This window comes from Paenarthrobacter sp. A20 (genome assembly GCF_024168825.1).
Lineage (GTDB): Bacteria > Actinomycetota > Actinomycetes > Actinomycetales > Micrococcaceae > Arthrobacter.
This window is the reverse complement of sequence record NZ_JALJWH010000001.1, coordinates 4,259,567-4,279,486: the sequence shown is the minus strand read 5'-3', so window position 1 is coordinate 4,279,486 and position 19,920 is coordinate 4,259,567. Positions and strand designations below refer to the sequence as shown.

The following is a 19,920-nucleotide window of genomic DNA, read 5'->3' as shown; positions in this document are numbered from 1 at the left end:
TGTTGTGCAGTACGGTGGAACTGCCCATGGGGCGCCATGCCGTGCGCCGTGCCCAACGGGACAAAGACTTGGTGATAAGGGAATATATAACTATGAAGGCACGCATTCTGGTAGTTGACGACGACGAAGCGCTCGCAGAGATGATTGGCATCGTCTTGCGCAATGATGGCTTCGAGCCGGTGTTCTGCGCAGATGGCGGCCAGGCATTGGAGGTCTTCCGCTCTTCCAAGCCGGACCTGGTGCTGTTGGATCTTATGTTGCCGGGCTCTGACGGCATTGAAGTGTGCCGGCAGATCCGTGGTGAGTCGGACGTCCCCATTGTCATGCTCACTGCAAAGTCTGATACGTCCGATGTCGTCCGGGGTCTTGAATCGGGTGCCGACGATTACGTGCCCAAGCCTTTCAAGCCGGCTGAACTCGTGGCGCGGGTTCGTGCGCGGCTCCGTCCGGGCGACCAGAAGGCCCCCGAAACGCTGCGTATCGCGGACGTGACCATCGACGTCGCGGGCCACTTGGTCACGCGCGGCGGTGAGCGGATTTCGCTGACCCCCCTGGAGTTCGATCTTCTGGTCGCGCTGGCACGCAAGCCTTGGCAGGTCTTTACCCGCGAGCTGCTCCTTGAACAGGTTTGGGGATACCGCCATGCCGCGGATACGCGCCTGGTCAATGTGCACGTCCAGCGCCTGCGGTCCAAGATTGAGCGTGATCCGGAGGCGCCCGAGGTCGTTTTGACGGTGCGTGGTGTCGGATATAAAGCAGGTTCCTGAGTCTCCGGTCGGCAAGGCCGGCGCGACAGACGAGGACCTTGAACCAAGGGGTCCGGAAGCGGCCGGTGTCCAGCCTTTGACGCCGGCACCATCAACCGACCCCGAACAGTCCCAGGAGGGGTCGGGACCGAAGACCCGGAACCTGTCGTGGCTGCTGTCGCGCGGACGAATCTGGACCCGACGCGGACTCATCCTGATTCTTCGGGTTTCGCGGCTGGTGTCCTTCGGCGTGCGCCAGATCAGGCCGGGACTTCGATACCTCTGGCGGTCCTTGCTTCGGCGTTGGCGGCGATCGCTGGAATTTCGAACAGTCCTCACCACGTTGCTGCTCGCTGTCACGTCCTTTGCGATTGTCGGCGCGTACTTGTCCAACCAAATCGCGAACAACCTCTTCCAGGAACGCCTGGCCCAGGCCGAGTCCGAGTCGCGCTACAACGTCAAGCAGGTCCAGGACACGTTCGACGGCGCGCAGGTCACCGACCAGTCCAGTGTCATCACGTTGGTTTACGACACACTGACTGCCGTGGAGGGCCGGGGTTCAGTGATCCAGCGCAGATACGTCTTTGAAGCGAAACCGGAGCAAACAAAGCCGCGAAACCGCTGGGTCGAGTCACGCGCGTCCGACCAACTGACGGTGAGGGTCATACCGCCGGAGTTGCGCAAGGCTGTCCAGGAAGGCGGAAAGCAGCAGTTCTGGGCTTCCACCCAATTCCCTGTAGGCAATGAGGACCGCCCCGGCATCGCCGTCGGCAACTTGGTGACGTTCAATGGCACGTCCTACGAGCTCTACCTGATTTACGACCTCAACACGGCCCAACAAACACTGGACGAAATCCAGAACGTCCTCTGGGCAGGCGGCGCAGCCCTTGTCCTCATGATCGGGGCCATCGCGTGGTACGTGACGCGCAATGTGGTCAGTCCTGTCAGCCATGCCGCCGTAGTCTCGGAAAAGCTCGCGGCAGGCCAGCTCCAGGAACGCATGGTGGTCAAAGGGGAAGACGAGGTCGCCAGGCTCGGTGCCTCCTTCAACCATATGGCTGCCAGCCTGCAGGAACAGATCACCCAGTTGGCAACTTTGTCGCAAATGCAGCAGCGCTTTGTCTCAGATGTGTCCCACGAACTGCGTACCCCGCTTACCACCGTCCGCATGGCGGCCGAGGTCCTCTTCGAAGCCCGTGAGGACTTCGACCCCATGAACAAAAGATCAGCCGAGCTGCTCTACCACCAGGTGGAACGCTTCCAGTCGTTGCTTTCGGACCTGTTGGAGATTTCGCGCTTCGACGCCGGCGCTGCCGTCCTGGACGCAGAACCTCAGGACATCTTCCAAGTGATCTCCCACGTCACTGAGGGTGCGGCACCCGTGGCGGTGGAATATGGGTCCGATGTCAGGCTCAATGCCAGGCAAAAGAGCATTGTGGTGGAAATGGACTCCAGGAGAATCGACCGGATTCTCCGCAACTTGCTGCTCAACGCCCTGGAACATGGCGAGGGCAAGCCAATCCACATATCAGTTGCCGCCAACCACGATGCCGTAGCTGTGTCAGTGCGGGACCATGGCATTGGGATGAGTCAAGCAGAAGCTGCACGGGTCTTCGACCGTTTCTGGCGGGCGGACCCCGCGCGGGCGCGAACCACGGGGGGCAGCGGCCTGGGACTCTCCATCGCGGCTGAGGACACCAAGTTGCACAATGGCTGGCTTCAGGCCTGGGGCCGCAAGGGGGCCGGCTCCAATTTCCGGCTGACATTGCCACTCAGGCAAGGAGGCACCATCGTGAAATCGCCGCTGCAGCTTGAACCCACAGATATTAAGTTTCCCGGGGCCGGGACCGAGCGCCAAATGCTCATACTTGGGACAGAATTAGGAAGTCCTCCGCAAAAGTCCGAGGCTGGAACCGGCCGGCCCATGGTGGCCGACGATGGCGCCGAGGAGGGAGCATGATGCATCTCCGGAACTCCAAGGCGGTTGTGGCCGTCCTGGCGGTGCTGATGGTTTTGCTCGCCTCCTGTGCGCAGATTCCCCGTTCCGGTCCAGTTGGCAAGAGCAAGGACGAGGGTGCAGGCAATCCCAATGCGCCCGTGTTCTTTCCTGCGGCCCCACGCGCCGGTTCAAGTCCCGAGACTGTCATTGAGGACTTTTACATGGCCGGCAGCGGCTACGAGGACGACTATCCTGTGGCGCGCCAGTATCTGACCCAAGCGCAGTCGGTTACATGGAAGCCTGACAAGCGCGCCATAGTTTTCCGTGAGGCGCAGGTGGTCAAGTCCGCCGCTGAGAATGAGTACCTTTACGAACTCGACCTCGCCTATTCGGTGGATGCTGACGGCGTTGCTACCCAATTTCCGCCGGGGACCAAGGAGACCATCCCGCTGACACTTGAACAGGTGGAAGGGGAGTGGCGGATTTCCAAGGTGCCGGATGGCACGGCTATCCCGGAGGAAACATTCAAGGTCATTTATGGGGCAAATCCCATCTACTTCTACGACCCCACGTTTACCTACGCTGTTCCTGACTACAGGTGGTTCATCAAGAAGAACACCGTCAAATCCATGACAAGCGCACTCCTGGCTGGTCCGGCTCCCTACCTTCGAGGTGCAGTTGTCAGTGCGTTCCCGTCCGGGATGAAGCTTGCACGGGAATCCGTGCCGGTCGTATCAGGCTCTGCGCAGGTGGACCTGTCTGCCAAGGAACTGTTCGAGGCCTCTGCGGAAGACCGCCAGAGGATGCAAAACCAGTTGGCTTTGACCTTCCGGGACCAGCCCGACGTCATCAACGTCCAGTTGCGTGCGGACCAGGACCTTGTGCGGGTTGAAGACAACGGCACCGTACTGCCCCCAGTACTGGACAAGAGTGTTCCCGCCCGCCAAATCGCGGTGAACAACGGTGACCTGGTGCGCTATGAGAACAACCGGATCACTCCGCTGCCGGACATACAATCGGTAGCTGGATTGGGGCCCCACTCGCCGGCGGAGTCTCCGGTGTCCCAAACGGCCGCATTCCTTAACGGTGATAAGACAACTCTGTACGCGATCGAACCCGGGCAACCCGCACGTCAATTGACCACCCGGAGCACCCTGACCGGCCCCTCTTTCAGTCCGCACGACTGGGTATGGACGGCAGGACCGGGTGCCAACGGGGCCGCCGAGGTCGTGGCATTCAAGCCCACCGGTGTTGCACCCGGCATGGCCATACCCAACGTCACCTTGACTCCCTCCTGGTTGTCCGGAAGGACCGTCAAGGACTTCAGGGTCTCCAGGGAAGGGACCCGGGCACTGGTTATTTCCGAGGCGAATGGAAAGTCCACGGTGCAGATCACCGGAATCGTCCGGAATCCCGACGGCGTTCCCAAGGACCTCACCACTCCTGTCACCCTGCTGAGCACTGCCACGGCTGACCAAGGTGTCTGGGTCAACGGCTCGACGGTGGCAGTGATGTCCAGTTCGGCCACCGCAACCGTGGTTCCCGAGCTCTTGTCTTTGGCAACGGGCGAGCCTCAACAGCTGGCACCTTGGGACGGGCTGACCAGCCTCAGCGCCGGAAACGGCTCCGAGCAGATTTATGGCCAATCGGAGGCGGGCGTTTTCCAACGTGTCGGAAATGGCTGGGAGCTCCAGCTGAAGGGGCCTACGGAGCCAGCCTTCCCGGGCTGACCTGCCACCAGAAGTGCCGGGTCGATTGTCCACATAGGGCTCACAGCGACTTCCGGCCGAGCCGGCAACTGGGCAGGCTTGCAGGATGACTTCCCCAGGCATCAGGAACGGGCACCGTGGGTGGCGGGTCGTGAGCGGGGACCCCGACCTCCACGCCGCAGATCCTGTCAGGGCGCACCGACGTGGTGGGGAACAGCGTCGCTTTGACCGGCTGATATCCGCACTGCGGGGAGCCATGGCTGACCTGATGGCTCTGTTGGTTCCGGTTGAATGCGTTTGCTGCGGAGTGGAGGACACCGTGTTGTGCGGCGGCTGCGCGAAGCGTGTCCGTCAACTGTGCAGGCAGCCTTTCCGTGCGGAGCAGGAATCGCCCGCATTGGTTGACGTCGATGGCACGGCAAAACTCGAAGTGGTCGCAGCGGGCCCGTACCGGGATGAACTGGCACGATGCCTGCTGTCATTCAAGCACTTTGGCCAGTGGCGTCTGGCAGGTGTTTTGGCTCCTTGCCTCGGCAAGGCGGTGGAGACCGCCATTGGAGGACAGCCAGGCTATTGCCTCGTCCCTGTTCCCACGAGCGGCCGGGCATACCGCAAACGCGGATTCAGCCCCCTGCACCTCCTGCTTCGATGTCTGCGGATGCGCCGCGTCCTGCCGCAATGCCCCATCATTGACGCACTTGAGAAGAGGCCGGCAATACCGGTCCACGCAGTCAGCAGAGATTCCTTGCGGGGGCTCACTGCCCGGATGTTCCAGATCGTTTCGGATAAGGACGGGACAAGCCGCGAAGCCGGCCAAAAGGGCTTGGGGAGGGGTGCGCGGGCCAGCAAGGTCCGGGGGTCCATGAGGGTACGCAGACGGCGTTTGGACACGATCAGAGGCATGAGGTGCATTCTTGTGGACGATGTCCTCACCACCGGGGCCACTCTCGCTGAGGCAGCGCGGGCCGTCAGGGCTGCTGGCGGAGTGGTGTGTGGCGCCGTCGTGCTCGCGGCCACGAGGCCACCAGCCTACGCTTCAAACAGCACCGCAGACTATCCACGTGAAGCCCTTAAGACTCAATCAAAAAATAAGTGGCTAAAGGATGAATAACGCGTGGCGATGAACTAACGTCGGTTGTGGGTACCAAGAACAGATGTACCTGTCGATAGCGGCTCGGAAAGGGGCTCGACTGTCCGTCAGACTAGCCCCCAACAGCGTCGTTGTCGTGTCACCTGAGTTATTTGGAGGGCACCATGGAGTTCATGATCAGCGGACGAAATCTCACAGTTTCTGACCGCTTTCGCGAATACGCCGGCGAGAAAATCTCAAAGATTGAATCGCTGGGGGATAAGGTCCAGCGAGTCGACGCCAAGGTTTCCAAGGAAACCAATCCCCGGCAGACGCCGGGCCAGCTCACCGTCGAAGTGACAGTCCTGGGCCGCGGCCCCGTCATCCGTGCCGAGGCCACAGCCGCTGACAAATTCGCTGCCTTCGATCTCGCGTACAACAAGCTTCTTGAGAGGCTTCGCCGTGCGAAGGACCGGAAAAAGGTGCACCACGGCCGCCACACGCCTAAGGCAGTGCGGGAAGCCACAGCAACACTTGAGCCCGCCAGTGCGAGCGAACCGCTCTACGTTGAAGCCAGCAATCACCAAGAGTCTGTGCCGCAGGCAGAAGAGCGTTCGCCCTACGACATCGAGAACGACATTCCGGCTGGCGATTCACCCGTCCTGATCCGCCGGAAGGTGTTCCCCGCCGCGTCACTGACCCTGGATGATGCAGTGGACAGCATGGAACTCGTTGGGCACAACTTCTACCTTTTCCTGGACAAGGAAACCAACGCGCCGTCTGTCGTGTACCGGCGCAGTGGTTGGACGTACGGTGTGATCACCCTCGACTCCACGTGCGAGCCTGGCGAGGAGGCCGTGGAAGAGAAGATTCACGCCTACCGCTCTGACGACCAGGCTTCGACAGCCAAGTAAGGCAATATTTCCTGAATGAAGGGACTTCCATGACCGCTTCGCTGAGCCTGTCACAGGCACGGCGGATCGCATTGGCAGCTCAAGGATTGGCAAAGGTCCGGCCCACCGGCCCCGTGACTGCACGGGCGGTGGGCCGGACCTTTGCCCAACTCCAGCTTGTCCAGATCGATTCCGTAAACGTCGTGGCCCGAAGCCACTACCTTCCGTTCTTTTCCCGGCTGGGCAACTACGACCCCCTCATCCTCCAAACCATGGCTGGCCGGAAGCCGCGAAGGATGATGGAGTACTGGGCACACGAGGCCAGCTTTATCCGCCCGGAGCACTTTCAGGACCTGTTGGTGTGGCAAAAGCGGGCGTGGGTGGGAGCCCACCACCTGGATCCTGGTGTCCGTCAGGAGATGGAGGATCGCATCCTCGCAGCCCTCACGGCAGGACGTCCCATGACCGCGTCCGAACTCACCGCAGAACTCGGACATGCCCAGGCAGCCGAACGTGACAACTGGGGGTGGAATTGGAACATCGTCAAGCGGGTCTTGGAACATCTGTTTGAAGAGGGAAGAGTGTCGGCTGCTTCCCGGACCCCTCAATTCGAGCGAAAGTACACCCTGACATCAAGGGTCGTACCAAACTTGGCCTTGTCCGGAGGCGACCCTGAGGAGTCACTTGACCGGTTGATGGATGCAGCCGCCCAAGCCCACGGCATTGGTACTGTGCGCTGCTTTTCCGACTACTTCCGGACGCCCCTCAAGGCGGGAGCTGATTCGGTTCAGCGGCTGGTCAGGGCTGGTCGCCTTCAACGAGTGTCAGTCAGTGGTTGGGACAGGGAAATCTATCAGCATGTCAGCGCCGGAACACCACGCATAGCCAAAGGGCGGGCGCTGCTGAGTCCATTCGATTCCCTGGTTTTTGAGCGCCGGCGGCTTGAAGAACTGTTTGGCTTCCATTACAGGATTGAGATCTACACCCCTGCCGCCAAGCGCCGATTCGGCTACTACGTCTTGCCGTTCCTGCTTCGCGACGGGATCGTCGCGCGCGTGGACCTGAAAGCGGATCGGGCGTCCGGCCAGCTCTTGGTACGCTCGGCATTCGGTGAGGTTGGTGCACCGGCGGATACCGCCGTCGAACTTGCTGCCGAACTTGACCTCATGGCCTCCTGGCTTGGGTTGCAGGAAGTGGTGGTGTGGCCCGTTGGAGATCTCGCCGGCGTGCTCGCCGAGGCCGTGGCACGCCGCCGTGATCGCACGAAAGAGCACGGGCAACCGGGCAGTCCGCTCACAGGGGAACCCGGCAACGTGGCGCTGGTCTCTCCCGTAGACTGAAACAGCCAGAATTCGGCAGCATGAGACTGGGAGCAATTTCACGTGGCATCACTAATCGAAAAACTTCTCCGCACGGGTGACAAAAAGACACTCAAGCAACTGCGGAACTATGCCGATTCCATCAATGCCCTGGAAGACTCCTTCAAGTCCTTCACGGATGCCGAACTACGCGAGGAAACGGACCATCTGCGTTCCCGCCACCAAGATGGCGAAACTCTGGAAGCCCTCCTCCCGGAAGCGTTCGCTGCTGTTCGTGAAGCTTCCTCCCGGACTTTGGGCATGAGGCACTTCGACGTACAGCTTATGGGTGGTGCCGCACTTCATCTGGGCAACATCGCAGAAATGAAAACCGGTGAAGGCAAGACCCTCGTGGCCACGGCGCCGGCCTACCTCAACGCCCTCGCGGGCAAAGGCGTCCACGTCGTCACGGTCAACGACTACCTCGCTGAGTACCAGTCAGAACTCATGGGCCGCGTCTACAGGTTCCTGGGCCTCACCAGCGGCTGCATCCTTTCCAACCAGGACCCCGCAGTGCGCCGGCAGCAATACGCCGCAGACATCACCTATGGAACCAACAACGAGTTCGGCTTCGACTACCTGCGCGACAACATGGCGTGGGATGCAAGCGAACTGGTCCAGCGTGGCCACAATTTCGCGATCGTGGATGAGGTCGACTCCATCCTGATTGATGAAGCACGTACTCCGCTCATCATTTCCGGGCCGGCGCAGGGCGACACCAACCGGTGGTACAGCGAATTCGCCAAGGTCGTGCTCCGGCTGCAGCCGGAGGTCGACTACGAGGTTGACGAAAAGAAGCGAACCGTAGGCGTGCTCGAAGCCGGTATTGAAAAGGTGGAGGATTACCTCGGAATCCAAAACCTTTACGAATCGGCCAACACGCCTTTGATCGGCTTCCTCAACAACGCCATTAAGGCCAAGGAACTGTTCAAGAGGGATAAGGACTACGTCATCCTCGACGGCGAGGTCCTGATTGTTGACGAACACACCGGGCGTATCCTGGCTGGACGTCGCTACAACGAAGGCATGCACCAAGCCATCGAGGCCAAGGAAAACGTCGAGATCAAGGCCGAGAACCAGACTCTCGCCACAGTGACCTTGCAGAACTACTTCCGCATGTACTCGAAGCTTGCCGGCATGACCGGCACGGCCGAGACAGAGGCCGCGGAGTTCATGAGCACCTACAAGCTGGGTGTCGTTCCCATCCCCACCAACCGCGACATGCAGCGCATTGACCAGTCCGACCTTGTCTATAAGAACGAAGTCGTGAAGTTCGACGCCGTCGTGCAGGACATTGCCGAAAGGCACGAGAACGGACAGCCGGTGCTGGTCGGCACCACCAGTGTCGAGAAGAGCGAGTACCTCTCCAAGCTGCTGGCCAAGGAAGGCATCAGGCACGAAGTCCTGAACGCCAAGAACCACGCGCGCGAAGCCTCCATCGTGGCCCAGGCCGGACGAAAAGGGGCTGTTACCGTCGCCACGAACATGGCGGGCCGCGGCACTGACATCATGTTGGGCGGCAATGCCGAATTTACTGCCATCGCAGAGCTTGCAAAGCGCGGGCTTGACCCTGAAGAGAACTCGGAAGAGTACGAGGCAGCATGGCCAGAGGCGCTTTCGGCAGCGAAGCAAGCGGTCAAGGACGAACATGAAGAAGTTCTCGACCTTGGTGGACTTTACGTGCTGGGTACCGAGCGCCACGAATCGCGCCGGATCGACAACCAGCTGCGTGGCCGTTCAGGACGCCAGGGCGACCCTGGTGAGTCCCGCTTCTACCTTTCGCTGACGGACGACCTCATGAGGTTGTTCAACTCTGGCGCGGCAGAAAGGCTCATGAACAGCTCCGTTCCGGATGACGTTGCGCTCGAATCCAAGCTTGTTTCGAGAGCCATCGCATCCGCCCAAGGGCAGGTGGAAGGGCGCAACGCCGAACAGCGTAAGAACGTCCTCAAGTACGATGACGTCCTCAACCGCCAGCGTGAAGCCATCTATGGGGACCGTCGTCGAATCCTCGAGGGTGACGACCTCCACGAGAAGGTCCAGTTCTTCCTGGAAGACACCATCAACGCCCTCATTGATGCCGCCACTGCCGAGGGAACTGGGGACGATTGGGACTTCAACCAGCTTTGGGCCAATCTGAAGACGCTCTACCCGGCAACCGTTACCGCTGAGGAAATCATTGAGGAAGCGGGCGGCAGGTCCAGGGTCACGGCCGACTTCCTGAGGGATGAGATCCTCTCAGATGCCCGGCTCGTTTACCAGGCACGCGAAGAGGCCATCGGGTCTGAGAGCATGCGTGAGCTTGAACGCAGGGTGGTGCTTTCGGTGCTGGGGCGCAAATGGCAGGAACACCTTTACGAGATGGACTATCTCAAGGAGGGAATCGGTCTCCGGGCCATGGCCCAGCGCGATCCTTTGGTGGAATACCAGCGCGAAGGCTTTGTCATGTTCCAGAGCATGATGGAAGCCATTCGCGAAGAAAGTATTGGGTTCCTCTACAACCTTGAGGTAGAGGTAACACCCGCCGAGGATGTTGTAGTGGCTGACGACACTGCCGCTGGAGCGCACACCGAACATCATGAGCCACAAATCCGGGCGGCCGGCCTGCAGGCGCCAGAGAAGCCGGCACAGCTGCAGTACACTGCTCCCGGCGAGGATGGGGCCACTCAAACGCGCATCGAGGGCCGTGCCTCAGGTCGATCGGGTAACCCTGCCAAGGCAGCAAGCCAGGATCAGCGCAAGACGGCAAAAAAGAAGCGTCGCTGAGCCATTCCGCTGGGGCGGGACAAGCGCGGTATGTAAAAGGGTGGACCTCGGACTCATTGTCCGGGGTCCACCCTTTTCGTACGTGGTCATGGTGGCCGGGCGCGGTGGTGCTAACCGATTTCCAGAGCGGTGACCCGCCAGATGCCGTCGAAGCGCTCCAACCTCATGGCGATGGCCCGGCATCTTTGTTCTTCTGCAACAACGATGCTTGCTTCGCAAATAATTGCGGAGATGGAACAAACCCTGACGGAACGGACCATGGGGCTCCGGTGTGGCCGCAAATTGGCCCGGATTCTGGCGGCGTGCTTGCGCGTGAGGGCGGCCCGATGCTGGAGGGAAAGGTAGCATTCCGGATCCAAGGACCTGGAAAGCTGGCTGACCGGGCGGGTGCCGGCCAGAACCTCCAACGCTGCCTGGGCGATGCTGCGCGCAACCAGCCGTACATCGATATCAGGGGCCTTAGAGCCCTTCGCGGCGATAGGACGTTTGGCGCTCCGGCGCCCTGCCGGGTGGCTTGCAGTTGCAACGGTCATGGTCATACCCTCTGGCATTCACTACTTGAGCCCGGGCGTGGGGACGCCCTGCTCGAATGGCTTCTGCTGGGATGACGCTGGAATTAACTTTGACGCGCGGACCTGGCCCCTGAGCGGGTGTCGTCCAAGATTTGAAAGGGCGGCGGAGACCCTGGATGCTAGCCGGGTAAGGGTGGCCGCAGCACTTGGCCCGGAAGCACCACGGAGGGGTCACCGCCTATGACGGTCCTGTTGGCGGCGTACCATTTGGGCCATGCCAAGGCGATGTCGACGTCCGTGGCAAAAGGGCCCAGCCTCGAAGCGGCGATCGACCAGAGGGTATCTCCTGCTTCAACTACCACGCCGGTTTCGTGGGCAGTGGCAACCTGCCGGGAGGACTGACGGCTCAGCAGCCCTGGATCAGTCACTAGGGGCCCGGGCTGCCAGCGTGGATCATCGACCGGGGTTCCCGTTTCTCCGACGCCGGCCGTTTGTGGGACAGGGGCGGAGCCGACCAAGGACATCGGCGTCCACACTGCGGGTGCAGCCTGCACGGATTTACCGGCTTGCGGTTTCCAGCCCGGATCGGACGTTTCCATACTGGCGTGCGCCACTGATGCACCAAACAGATTCAAGCTCAGCACTGCCACTGCCAGTCGCACCATGAATCCGGGGCTGAACTTGGAGATGAAGTCAGCTCTTCTCTGCTGTCCGCCACGGTGCAAGAGCGAGGTGAGGAAGGCGATCAGAAGGGAAAGGATCCACCACATTACTATCCCCGCACCGACGGCGCTCGAAACAAAACCGAGGAGGTGTTCAAACGACATGCTGTGCCCGTGGCGCTCCGCGGACTGCCACTGACTCACGAGCACGCGGCCCACATAGCTAAGGAGCAGCCCTAGTCCAAGAATCGATACGGCCAGGGCAGTGTCATTGCGCAATGCTCGTGCCATTCAGGCCCCCAGGCTCCGTTTGATCGATTTTGATGTCATTTGAACCGCTTGGACTATTTTGAGCACATTTGTTAGTGCTTGTCCAATCGGATTGACGAGCCTTTAACGGGATTCGCCGTACCTACATGTTGCAGCCTAGTCTGACCACATGAGATGGGACTCTCTCTTCGATGACTTGGAAGCACAATTTTCAGCAGAGCGCGCCCTGGAAAGGGAATCCGAGATATCGGAGCGGGCCAGGGTCGAACTTGCTGCGATTGAGCTGGGGGACCGCCTTCGAGCCGTCGCCGGTTCCGGGATCAAAATTGTCCTGGCTGATGGCAGCATCATCCGCGGAAGCCTGCGACATGTAGGCGGCGAGTGGTTGGGGCTGGTGGACGGATCTCGGGAATGGCTGGTTCCCTGCGCTTCAGTGCTCTCATACGAGGGACTGGGCAGATCGGTCCGAAAGCCTCTGTCCCCGATGCAGCGTTCGCTGGGGATTTCCGCTGCCTTGAGGGCGTTGGCCAGGGACCGTGCCGAACTGATTGTTTACCTTAGTGCTCGGACGGGGGATGGCTACAAAGTACAAGGCGTCATCGACAGGGTCGGTCGCGATCATTTCGATCTCGCGGTTGTCCCCGACGGCGAGGTGCGTCGGGTCGGCAACGTGAGGGCAGTGTTGACCATCCCTTTCAGCTCGCTGGCAGCACTGTCATCGGCCGGCGGCCAGGATCTGCCCCGCGGCAACTACTAGGTCTGGGGTGACTTGGTCTTAGCCTCTTCGATCATGCGGCTGGCTTCTGCATAACGTTCCTGGATGTACTGCTCAAGCATCGTTTCCTCGATACGCCATTGCCCCCGGCCCCCTACCTGGATGGCTTTCAATTCTCCGCTTCGGACAAGGGCATACGCCTGTGGGGAGTTGATTTGGAGTTGTTCGGCGACGTCCGCCAGAGTCAGGAATCGGGGCATGGATCCATTTTGCCACTGATGCCCCCGTTTGGTGCACTTATCCACAGTTTCAGGCCATTTGCCCTCATTGGCTTTGGTGCATGAGAAGTCGTCGGTAAAGAATGGTGTGGCGGGTCAGTAGTCCATGCCATTACTCATGACGGGGGAGCAGGGAAATGGGTTCAGCAGCCATCGTTGCCGGCCAGAGACTGAAGAAGCCATCGTGGAAGGACCCCCGCCTTCTTATTGGTGTGTTACTGGTGTTGGCGTCCATCGCGGGCGTCATAGCCTTGGTCGGCACAGCTGACAGGACCACGCAGGTCTATGCGGCCCGGGAAGATATCTCCGTGGGCCAGGCGGTGACGGCAGCGGACTTGTCTATCGTCAAAGTCCGGCTTGATGACATCGAGTCAAGTTACGTGACAGTGGAGGAGGGCCTTGCAGCGGGCAAAGTCGCTCTGCAGCGGGTGGAGAAGAATCAGCTTATTCCCCAGCAGAGCCTGGGCAAGGCCGACGCCTTGAACAGGAAGCCAGTCGCCATTTCAATGGATGAAGAACTCCCCGAGCAAGCAACGCCTGGTGCGCGCGTGGACGTATGGGTTTCCATGCCGGGTTCGAACAATGCGTATGACAAGCCGCAGCTGTTGCTGCCAGGTGCAGAAATTGCCAATGTGGCCTCGGGATCCGATACCTTGGGCGCCTCGAAGACCACCGTGGTTCAGGTCTTGGTGACTGATGAGCAGATACCCAAACTGTTGGGTGCCCAGGCGAACAAAGCTAATATTTCCGTAGTCTGGAACCCAGCAGGCTCAGGCCAATGAGTATTCCCATTGTTACTGTCGGCAGTGCGCGAGAGGCCGTAGTCGGAGGGCTGGAACGACTTCATGGCCCGGTGACGGTGGTTCGTCGTTGTTCTGAGCTGGCTGAGCTGATGGCTGCCTGCCAAAGCGGCCTTGCGATGGCTGCTGTCGTGGCTGAGGGCTCCGAGGAACTGACGACAACTTTGGTCGATCGGCTTGGGGCGGTTGGAGTTTCCATCGTAGCCTTGACGGACGATCCAGCCGAAACCCACCGTTTGCGGTCAATCGGTGTTGTCGCAGCAGCTTCCGGAATAGAACCTTCAGCACTCGCAGCCAGAATCTCCGAGGCTGTTGCCCGCGAGCACACCCGCGGCCGTCTGGGGTCGGGGCATGACGTGGGATTCGCAGATGCCGGGGAGGACTTGGTCTTACTGCCGGCAACCGAAATTGCGGACGAAGTGTCAAGGGGCGCAGGCCAGGTCATTGCCGTCTGGGGGCCTGTAGGTTCGCCAGGCCGAACCCTCGTCGCGGTCAATATCGCAGCGGAATTGGCATTGAATGGTCAATCTGTCCTTCTTGTGGACGCTGACAGCTACGGTGCCAGCGTCTCTGCGGTTCTGGGACTCTTGGACGAGTCCGCCGGCCTGGCCCAAGCGTGCAGGCTCGCAGATCAGGGCATGCTTGACGTCAGCTCCCTTAAGACGACGGCTATCCCCGTCTTCACCAAGGGTGGCTCATTCCGCGTACTTACGGGTACTACACGCGCTGACCGTTGGACCGAGCTCAGGTCGGCGGCACTCTCACTGGTACTCGAACGAGCCAGGCACTTGGCGGATGTTGTGGTCGTGGACACAGGGTTCTGCCTCGAATCGGATGAAGAGCTGAGCTTTGACACCATGGCACCGAGGAGAAACGCTGCAACCCTCCGCAGCCTGGAAACAGCAGATGTCGTGTTCGCCGTGGGGGCAGCGGATGCGGTCGGGGTGCCACGCTTGGTTCGTGGACTGGCCGAACTTGAAGCAGCAGTTCCGCAAGCATCCCCACGTATCGTGCTGAACAAGGTCAGGCGCTCCACCGTGGGCCATTCGCCAAAACAGCAATTGGAGGACGCCTGGGACCGCTACGGCCCGGGAACGGGAATCGATGCCTACCTGCCGGCTGATCCGGTGGCCTGCGACGCCGCATTGCTTTCCGGATCGGTTCTACTCGAAGTTGCACCAGAATCGGCGCTTCGTGTCGCCATTGCCAATTTGGTCTGTGCGCCTGCCCAGCAAAATCCAAAATCTTCTGTACTAACTACCAGAGCCTCCCGCTTCCTAAAGCGCTAGGCTCACCATGTGGGCTGCAGAGTCGCAGCAATCAACATGTGATGGAGGCGTTTGTCGATGTCGTCAGGATCCAGCGTAGAGGATCGGTCCGATGCAGCAGTTGTCCGGGAGGGGTTCTTTGGTGACTACTATGAGCACCTCGCAGAGGAGGACTCCCGCGCATACTCTCCTGAGCTTCTGATATCGCGGGCTACCAATCACAGAAGTGTCGCGCAGTCCCGTTTGCCGGGCAACGCCGTCGTCGAGATCGCCAGTGAGGCTGACCGAAGCGTCGTCTACATCGTCACGGACGATATGCCGTTCCTTGTCGACTCTGTTAACGCAGAACTCGTTCGCCAGAACTGCGCCATCAGGTTGGTAATGCACCCCTTGTTCGTGGTCACCCGTGATCGGGTGTCCGGGGAACTGCGCAATATTTCCAGAGTTCCGTCCAACGTCGGAATATCCAGCGGCGATACCGCTGCCTTACCCAGCATTGCCCATCTTCTCGGTGACGGCGACAACGCCTCCCATATGGAGTCGTGGATCGCTGTGGAAATCGACCGGGTCAGCGACGAAGCCCGTGCAGAATTGATCGCAGGACTGCAACGTGTCCTCGGTGATGTCAAGGCGGCGGTCGAGGACTGGCCAAAGATGCGTAGCAAAGCACTTGAACTGGCTGAAGCACTTGGGAGCGTATCCCACCCTGAACAAGTCGCCGAACTCCGGCAGGCCCAGGATCTCTTGCGGTGGCTGGATAACGGTAACTTCACGTTCTTGGGATACCGCGAATACGATCTCGTTGACGAAGAAGGTGAGGACGTCCTTCAACTGCGTGACGACAGCGGTCTTGGGCTTCTCCGCGCGGGCGACACCACACGCCAGGTCCAGCATCTGACCGATGCCGGTCGTAAGCGTGCCCGGGAAAAGCGCGCACTGGTGATCACCAAAGCGAACTCCCGGTCCACAGTTCACCGGCCCGCGTATCTCGACTACATCGGAGTCAAGAGCTTTGACGCTTTGGGCAACGTTAATGGGGAGCGGCGCTTCATCGGGCTATTCGCAACGAGTGCGTATACAGGATCTGTCCGGAACATCCCCATCGTTCGCGACAAGGTCGACGCCGTACTGCGGAACGCAGGGTTCCCGATTGACTCTCATTCCGGCAAGGACCTCCTCGGCATTCTGGAGACGTACCCGCGTGATGAACTGTTCCAGATCGAAATAGCGGACCTGGCTGCCACAGCTACCGGCATTCAGCGCCTGCAGGAACGCCGCCGGACCAAGCTCTTCCTCCGCCCTGACATCTATGGCCGCTTCATGTCCGCAGTCGTATATCTGCCCCGCGACCGCTACACCACCAGCGTTCGCCTTCGGATCGAGCAAGAACTACGGGAAACCTTCCAAGCTGAGAGCATCGATTACGAGGCTCGAATAACCGAGTCTGCCTTGGCTCGTGTCTTCTTCCGGATCAGGCTGCCACGTACAGCTGAACTCGCTGAAGTCAACGTGGCGGAGCTCGAACACCGGCTGATGAGGGCATCCCGATCCTGGAGCGAAGGTGTTGCCGAGGTCCTCCGCGAACACCGCCCCGCGGAGAATGCCGATGTCCTGTCTGCGCTGTGGGCCGAGGCATTCCCGGCAGGCTACCGCGTCGACTACGAGGTTGAGGATGCGCTGGAGGACATCGAACGCTTCGAGAAATACGGAGCGCAGGCCGAGCGTGCCGGGGAAGCAACCAAGCAGGTCAAGCCGGGTGTTCACGTGTACCTTCCCGACGGTGCCGGCGAAGCCTTGGAGGAGGACGCCCGCGTCAAGCTCTACCTCATGGAGCCCAAGAGCTTGAGCCAGATCCTTCCGTACTTCCATAATCTTGGCCTTGAGGTATTGGACGAACGGCCTTTCGAAATAGAAACGTCCGACCACCGCGACTTCTTCCTTTACGACCTCGGGCTGAAGTATCCCGCCGGTGTCGATCCCATCGCCACCGGCGACCTTCTCGCCGATTCCTTTGGAGCTGCCGTCACGGGGGCCGTGGAATCGGATAACTTTGACCGTCTGGTGCTGCGTGAAGGCATGCACTGGCGGCAGGTGGTGGTTCTCCGCGCGTACGCCAAGTACATGCGCCAAATGGGCAACACCAACTCGTTCGGTTTCATAGCCGACACGCTTCTGGGCAACCCCGATGTCGCCCGGGGGCTTAACGCCCTCTTCTCCGCCCGCTTCGATCCTGCGGTAGCGGAGGATCTCCGGCCTGAACGCCAAGCCGCCGCCCGGGCAGCCCTCTCGGAGTCCATTGAGCAGGTTGCCACCTTGGATGCGGACCGTGTACTGCGCACTTTCGTGAACCTGATTGAGTCCACCCTGCGGACCAACTATTTCCAGAACAAGGAATACCTCAGCTTCAAGCTGGACCCTACGTCGATTGACGGGCTGCCCTTCCCACGTCCCATGTTCGAGATCTGGGTCTACTCTCCCCGGGTAGAGGGCGTTCACCTGAGGTTCGGAAAGGTGGCCCGCGGCGGCCTTCGCTGGTCGGACCGCAGGGAAGATTTCCGGACCGAGATCCTCGGCCTCGTGAAGGCGCAGACTGTCAAGAACGCAGTCATCGTGCCTACTGGCGCCAAGGGTGGGTTCTTTGCCAAGAAACTTCCCAACCCGGCAACCGACCGTGCAGCCTGGATGGCTGAAGGAATTGAGAGCTACAAGACCTTCATCCGGGGTCTGCTCGACATCACCGACAACCTCGTAACTTCGGCTGATGGCGAGAGGCTTGTACCGCCGTCGGACGTCGTTCGACACGACGGCGACGACTCCTATTTGGTGGTGGCAGCGGATAAAGGAACGGCGACGTTCTCTGACACCGCCAACGGGCTGGCTGCCGATTATGGCTTCTGGCTGGGCGATGCCTTTGCCTCCGGCGGATCCGTCGGCTACGACCACAAGGCCATGGGTATCACTGCACGTGGTGCGTGGGAGTCAGTCAAGAGGCACTTCAGCGAGCTCGACCTGGACACCCAGACCGAAGAATTCACCGTAGTTGGTGTTGGCGACATGTCCGGTGACGTCTTCGGTAACGGGATGCTGCTTTCCCGTCACATCCGGCTTCTGGCGGCTTTCGACCACCGGCACATCTTCCTTGATCCTGCACCTGATGCCGCGACGTCCTTTGCGGAACGGCAGAGACTGTTCGAATTGCCTCGGTCGTCCTGGGACGACTATGACAGGTCGCTCATCAGCGAAGGTGGCGGCGTTTACCCGCGCCATGCCAAGACCATCCCGGTTTCCGACCAAGTCCGCAAGGCCCTGGGCTTGCCCGATGGCACGACGCAGCTGAGTCCGCCCGAACTTCTTCGTGCGATTTTGTTGGCTCCGGCAGACCTTCTCTACAACGGCGGCATTGGCACGTACGTCAAGGCCAGCACGGAAACACATGCGGCCGTTGGCGACAAAGCAAATGATGCCATTCGTGTGGACGGCCGCGACCTTCGGGTCAAGGTCGTGGGCGAAGGCGGAAACCTCGGTTTGACGCAGCGCGGACGTATCGAAGCGGCCTTGCAGGGGGTCATCCTTAATACAGACGCGATCGACAACTCTGCCGGAGTGGACTGCTCCGACCACGAGGTCAACATCAAGATCTTCGTTGATCGCATGGTCGCGGCCGGAAAGCTGGATGCTGCAGAGCGCGCGTCTTTCCTGGCGGCCATGACGGACGAAGTGGGACGCCTCGTCCTGCAGGACAATATCGACCAAAACATCCTGCTCCTGAACGATCGGACACGGGTTGCCGACTGGAGCCCGAGTTACGAGCGCCTGATGGACTGGCTGGAGAAGTCTGCCGACCTCAAGCGTGATCTTGAAGCGTTGCCCACCACGGATACCCTTCGTGCGAGGTTGGAGCAGGGCCAGGGTTTGACGTCGCCCGAACTGGCGGTCCTGGCCGCCTACGCCAAGATCGAGCTCGGCGCTGCGTTGCGGGACAGCAACCTTGCCGACGATCCTTGGTTTGCGGACACCATCCGCAACTACTTCCCCCAGCAATTGCGGGAGAAATTCGACGCCGAGCTGGACACCCACCCCCTGCGGCGCGAGATCATCGCAACTGTAGTGGCCAATGACATCATCAACCTGGGCGGCATCACGTTTGCTTTCCGGGCGATCGAAGAGACGTCGGCGAACGAGGTAGCAGTCGCCAAGGCATTCGTGGCGCTGCGTGAAATCTATGACCTCGATCCCATGGTGGCGGAGCTGAACGCACTCCCTGCATCTTTCCCGACGGAACACTGGAGTGAAGTCCACCTGGATATCCGTCGACTGCTCGACCGGGCAGTGCGATGGGTGCTGGGACAAGGGATGGCGTCACAGCCGATTTCCAAGGTTGTCGAATCATTCAAGCCGATGATGGTGCCTTTGAGGGCCAAACTCCTGGACTACCTTCGGGGCGAGGACAAGGTCCGCATTACTAGTTGGCTGGAGAAAGCCCGCGGCTGGGAGCTGCCTGAGCATCTTGCCCACCGGTGGGTGGAGCTCTTCGAGAGTTACGCACTTTTGGACATCTCCAGGATTGCCCAAGGCGGCGGCGACAGCGTCGAGGATGTTGCGCATGTCTATTACACCGTGTTCAACCGCTTCCACGTGGACTCGCTGCTGGAACGAATAAGTTCATTGCCGCGGGATGACCGTTGGCAGGCGCTGGCTCGGGCAGCACTTCGGGATGACTTGTACTCGACAGTGGCGGATATGACGACGTCGGTCCTTGAGTCGACGGAGTCCGGCACCGTGGCTGAAGACCGGCTGAGGGCTTGGGAAGGCCAGAATGCCGAGCAACTCGGGCGTGCCAAGACCATGTTTGATGAGGTCAACGCTCTCGAAGCCGACGACATGGCTTCACTGTCGGTAGCATTAAGGCTCTTGAGGTCAATCGTTCGACGCTAG

General features: G+C 60.3%; 14 protein-coding genes. 11 read left to right on the top strand and 3 right to left on the bottom strand.

The features are described from left to right. Positions 1-92: 92 nt before the first annotated feature. The 7 genes from mtrA to secA all read left to right on the top strand — a co-directional run bounded on the left by mtrA (position 93) and on the right by secA (position 10,480). Positions 93-767 carry an MtrAB system response regulator MtrA gene (gene mtrA, locus J3D46_RS19835; RefSeq protein WP_014922244.1) on the top strand — a complete coding sequence of 225 codons (675 nt, stop codon included), beginning with the start codon at positions 93-95 and terminating at the stop codon, positions 765-767. Continuing rightward, positions 739-2,706 carry an MtrAB system histidine kinase MtrB gene (gene mtrB / locus J3D46_RS19830; RefSeq protein ID WP_231337994.1) on the top strand — a complete coding sequence of 656 codons (1,968 nt, stop codon included), beginning with the start codon at positions 739-741 and terminating at the stop codon, positions 2,704-2,706. Before mtrA ends, mtrB begins: the two co-directional genes overlap by 29 nt. After that, positions 2,703-4,415: an LpqB family beta-propeller domain-containing protein gene (locus tag J3D46_RS19825; RefSeq protein WP_253468568.1), complete on the top strand. Its 1,713-nt coding sequence runs from the start codon at positions 2,703-2,705 to the stop codon at positions 4,413-4,415. The genes mtrB and J3D46_RS19825 overlap by 4 nt, the downstream gene beginning before the upstream one ends. 85 nt (positions 4,416-4,500) lie before the next feature. Continuing rightward, positions 4,501-5,505 (top strand): ComF family protein, encoded by a 1,005-nt coding sequence (locus J3D46_RS19820; protein WP_231337996.1) that lies wholly within the window; start codon positions 4,501-4,503, stop codon positions 5,503-5,505. 143 nt (positions 5,506-5,648) lie between these two features. After that, on the top strand, positions 5,649-6,377 hold the full coding sequence (hpf, locus tag J3D46_RS19815; RefSeq protein WP_231337997.1) for a ribosome hibernation-promoting factor, HPF/YfiA family: 729 nt from the start codon (positions 5,649-5,651) through the stop codon (positions 6,375-6,377). A gap of 29 nt (positions 6,378-6,406) precedes the next feature. After that, complete coding sequence (locus J3D46_RS19810) at positions 6,407-7,696, top strand: winged helix-turn-helix domain-containing protein (RefSeq protein ID WP_231337998.1); 1,290 nt, start codon at positions 6,407-6,409, stop codon at positions 7,694-7,696. A 42-nt stretch (positions 7,697-7,738) separates the two neighbouring features. Continuing rightward, positions 7,739-10,480: a preprotein translocase subunit SecA gene (secA, locus tag J3D46_RS19805; protein ID WP_231337999.1), complete on the top strand. Its 2,742-nt coding sequence runs from the start codon at positions 7,739-7,741 to the stop codon at positions 10,478-10,480. A 110-nt stretch (positions 10,481-10,590) separates the two neighbouring features. On the opposite strand, the gene J3D46_RS19800 is transcribed toward secA, so the two are convergent. Together J3D46_RS19800 and J3D46_RS19795 are read right to left on the bottom strand one after the other, a co-directional pair. Next, on the bottom strand, positions 10,591-11,013 hold the full coding sequence (locus J3D46_RS19800) for an Rv3235 family protein (protein ID WP_231338000.1): 423 nt from the start codon (positions 11,011-11,013) through the stop codon (positions 10,591-10,593). Positions 11,014-11,171: 158 nt separating this feature from the next. After that, entirely contained in the window at positions 11,172-11,945 is a 774-nt protein-coding gene (locus J3D46_RS19795; RefSeq protein WP_253468567.1) for a LysM peptidoglycan-binding domain-containing protein, read from the bottom strand. A gap of 148 nt (positions 11,946-12,093) precedes the next feature. On the opposite strand from J3D46_RS19795, the gene J3D46_RS19790 reads away from it, so the two are divergent. Beyond that, positions 12,094-12,681, top strand: coding sequence for a hypothetical protein (locus tag J3D46_RS19790; protein WP_231338002.1), 588 nt, complete (start codon positions 12,094-12,096; stop codon positions 12,679-12,681). On the opposite strand, the gene J3D46_RS19785 is transcribed toward J3D46_RS19790, so the two are convergent. After that, entirely contained in the window at positions 12,678-12,899 is a 222-nt protein-coding gene (locus J3D46_RS19785) for a helix-turn-helix domain-containing protein (protein ID WP_231338003.1), read from the bottom strand. The genes J3D46_RS19790 and J3D46_RS19785 overlap by 4 nt on opposite strands. A gap of 155 nt (positions 12,900-13,054) precedes the next feature. Here J3D46_RS19785 and J3D46_RS19780 point away from each other — a divergent pair, with 155 nt between their 5' ends. The 3 genes from J3D46_RS19780 to J3D46_RS19770 are packed head-to-tail and all read left to right on the top strand — an operon-like array spanning position 13,055 to position 19,920. Further along, a complete protein-coding gene (locus J3D46_RS19780; protein WP_231338004.1) occupies positions 13,055-13,699 on the top strand; it encodes an SAF domain-containing protein in 645 nt (214 codons plus the stop codon). Next, positions 13,696-15,006 carry a P-loop NTPase gene (locus J3D46_RS19775; protein WP_231338006.1) on the top strand — a complete coding sequence of 437 codons (1,311 nt, stop codon included), beginning with the start codon at positions 13,696-13,698 and terminating at the stop codon, positions 15,004-15,006. Before J3D46_RS19780 ends, J3D46_RS19775 begins: the two co-directional genes overlap by 4 nt. Positions 15,007-15,063: 57 nt before the next feature. Beyond that, entirely contained in the window at positions 15,064-19,920 is a 4,857-nt protein-coding gene (locus J3D46_RS19770) for an NAD-glutamate dehydrogenase (protein WP_253468565.1), read from the top strand.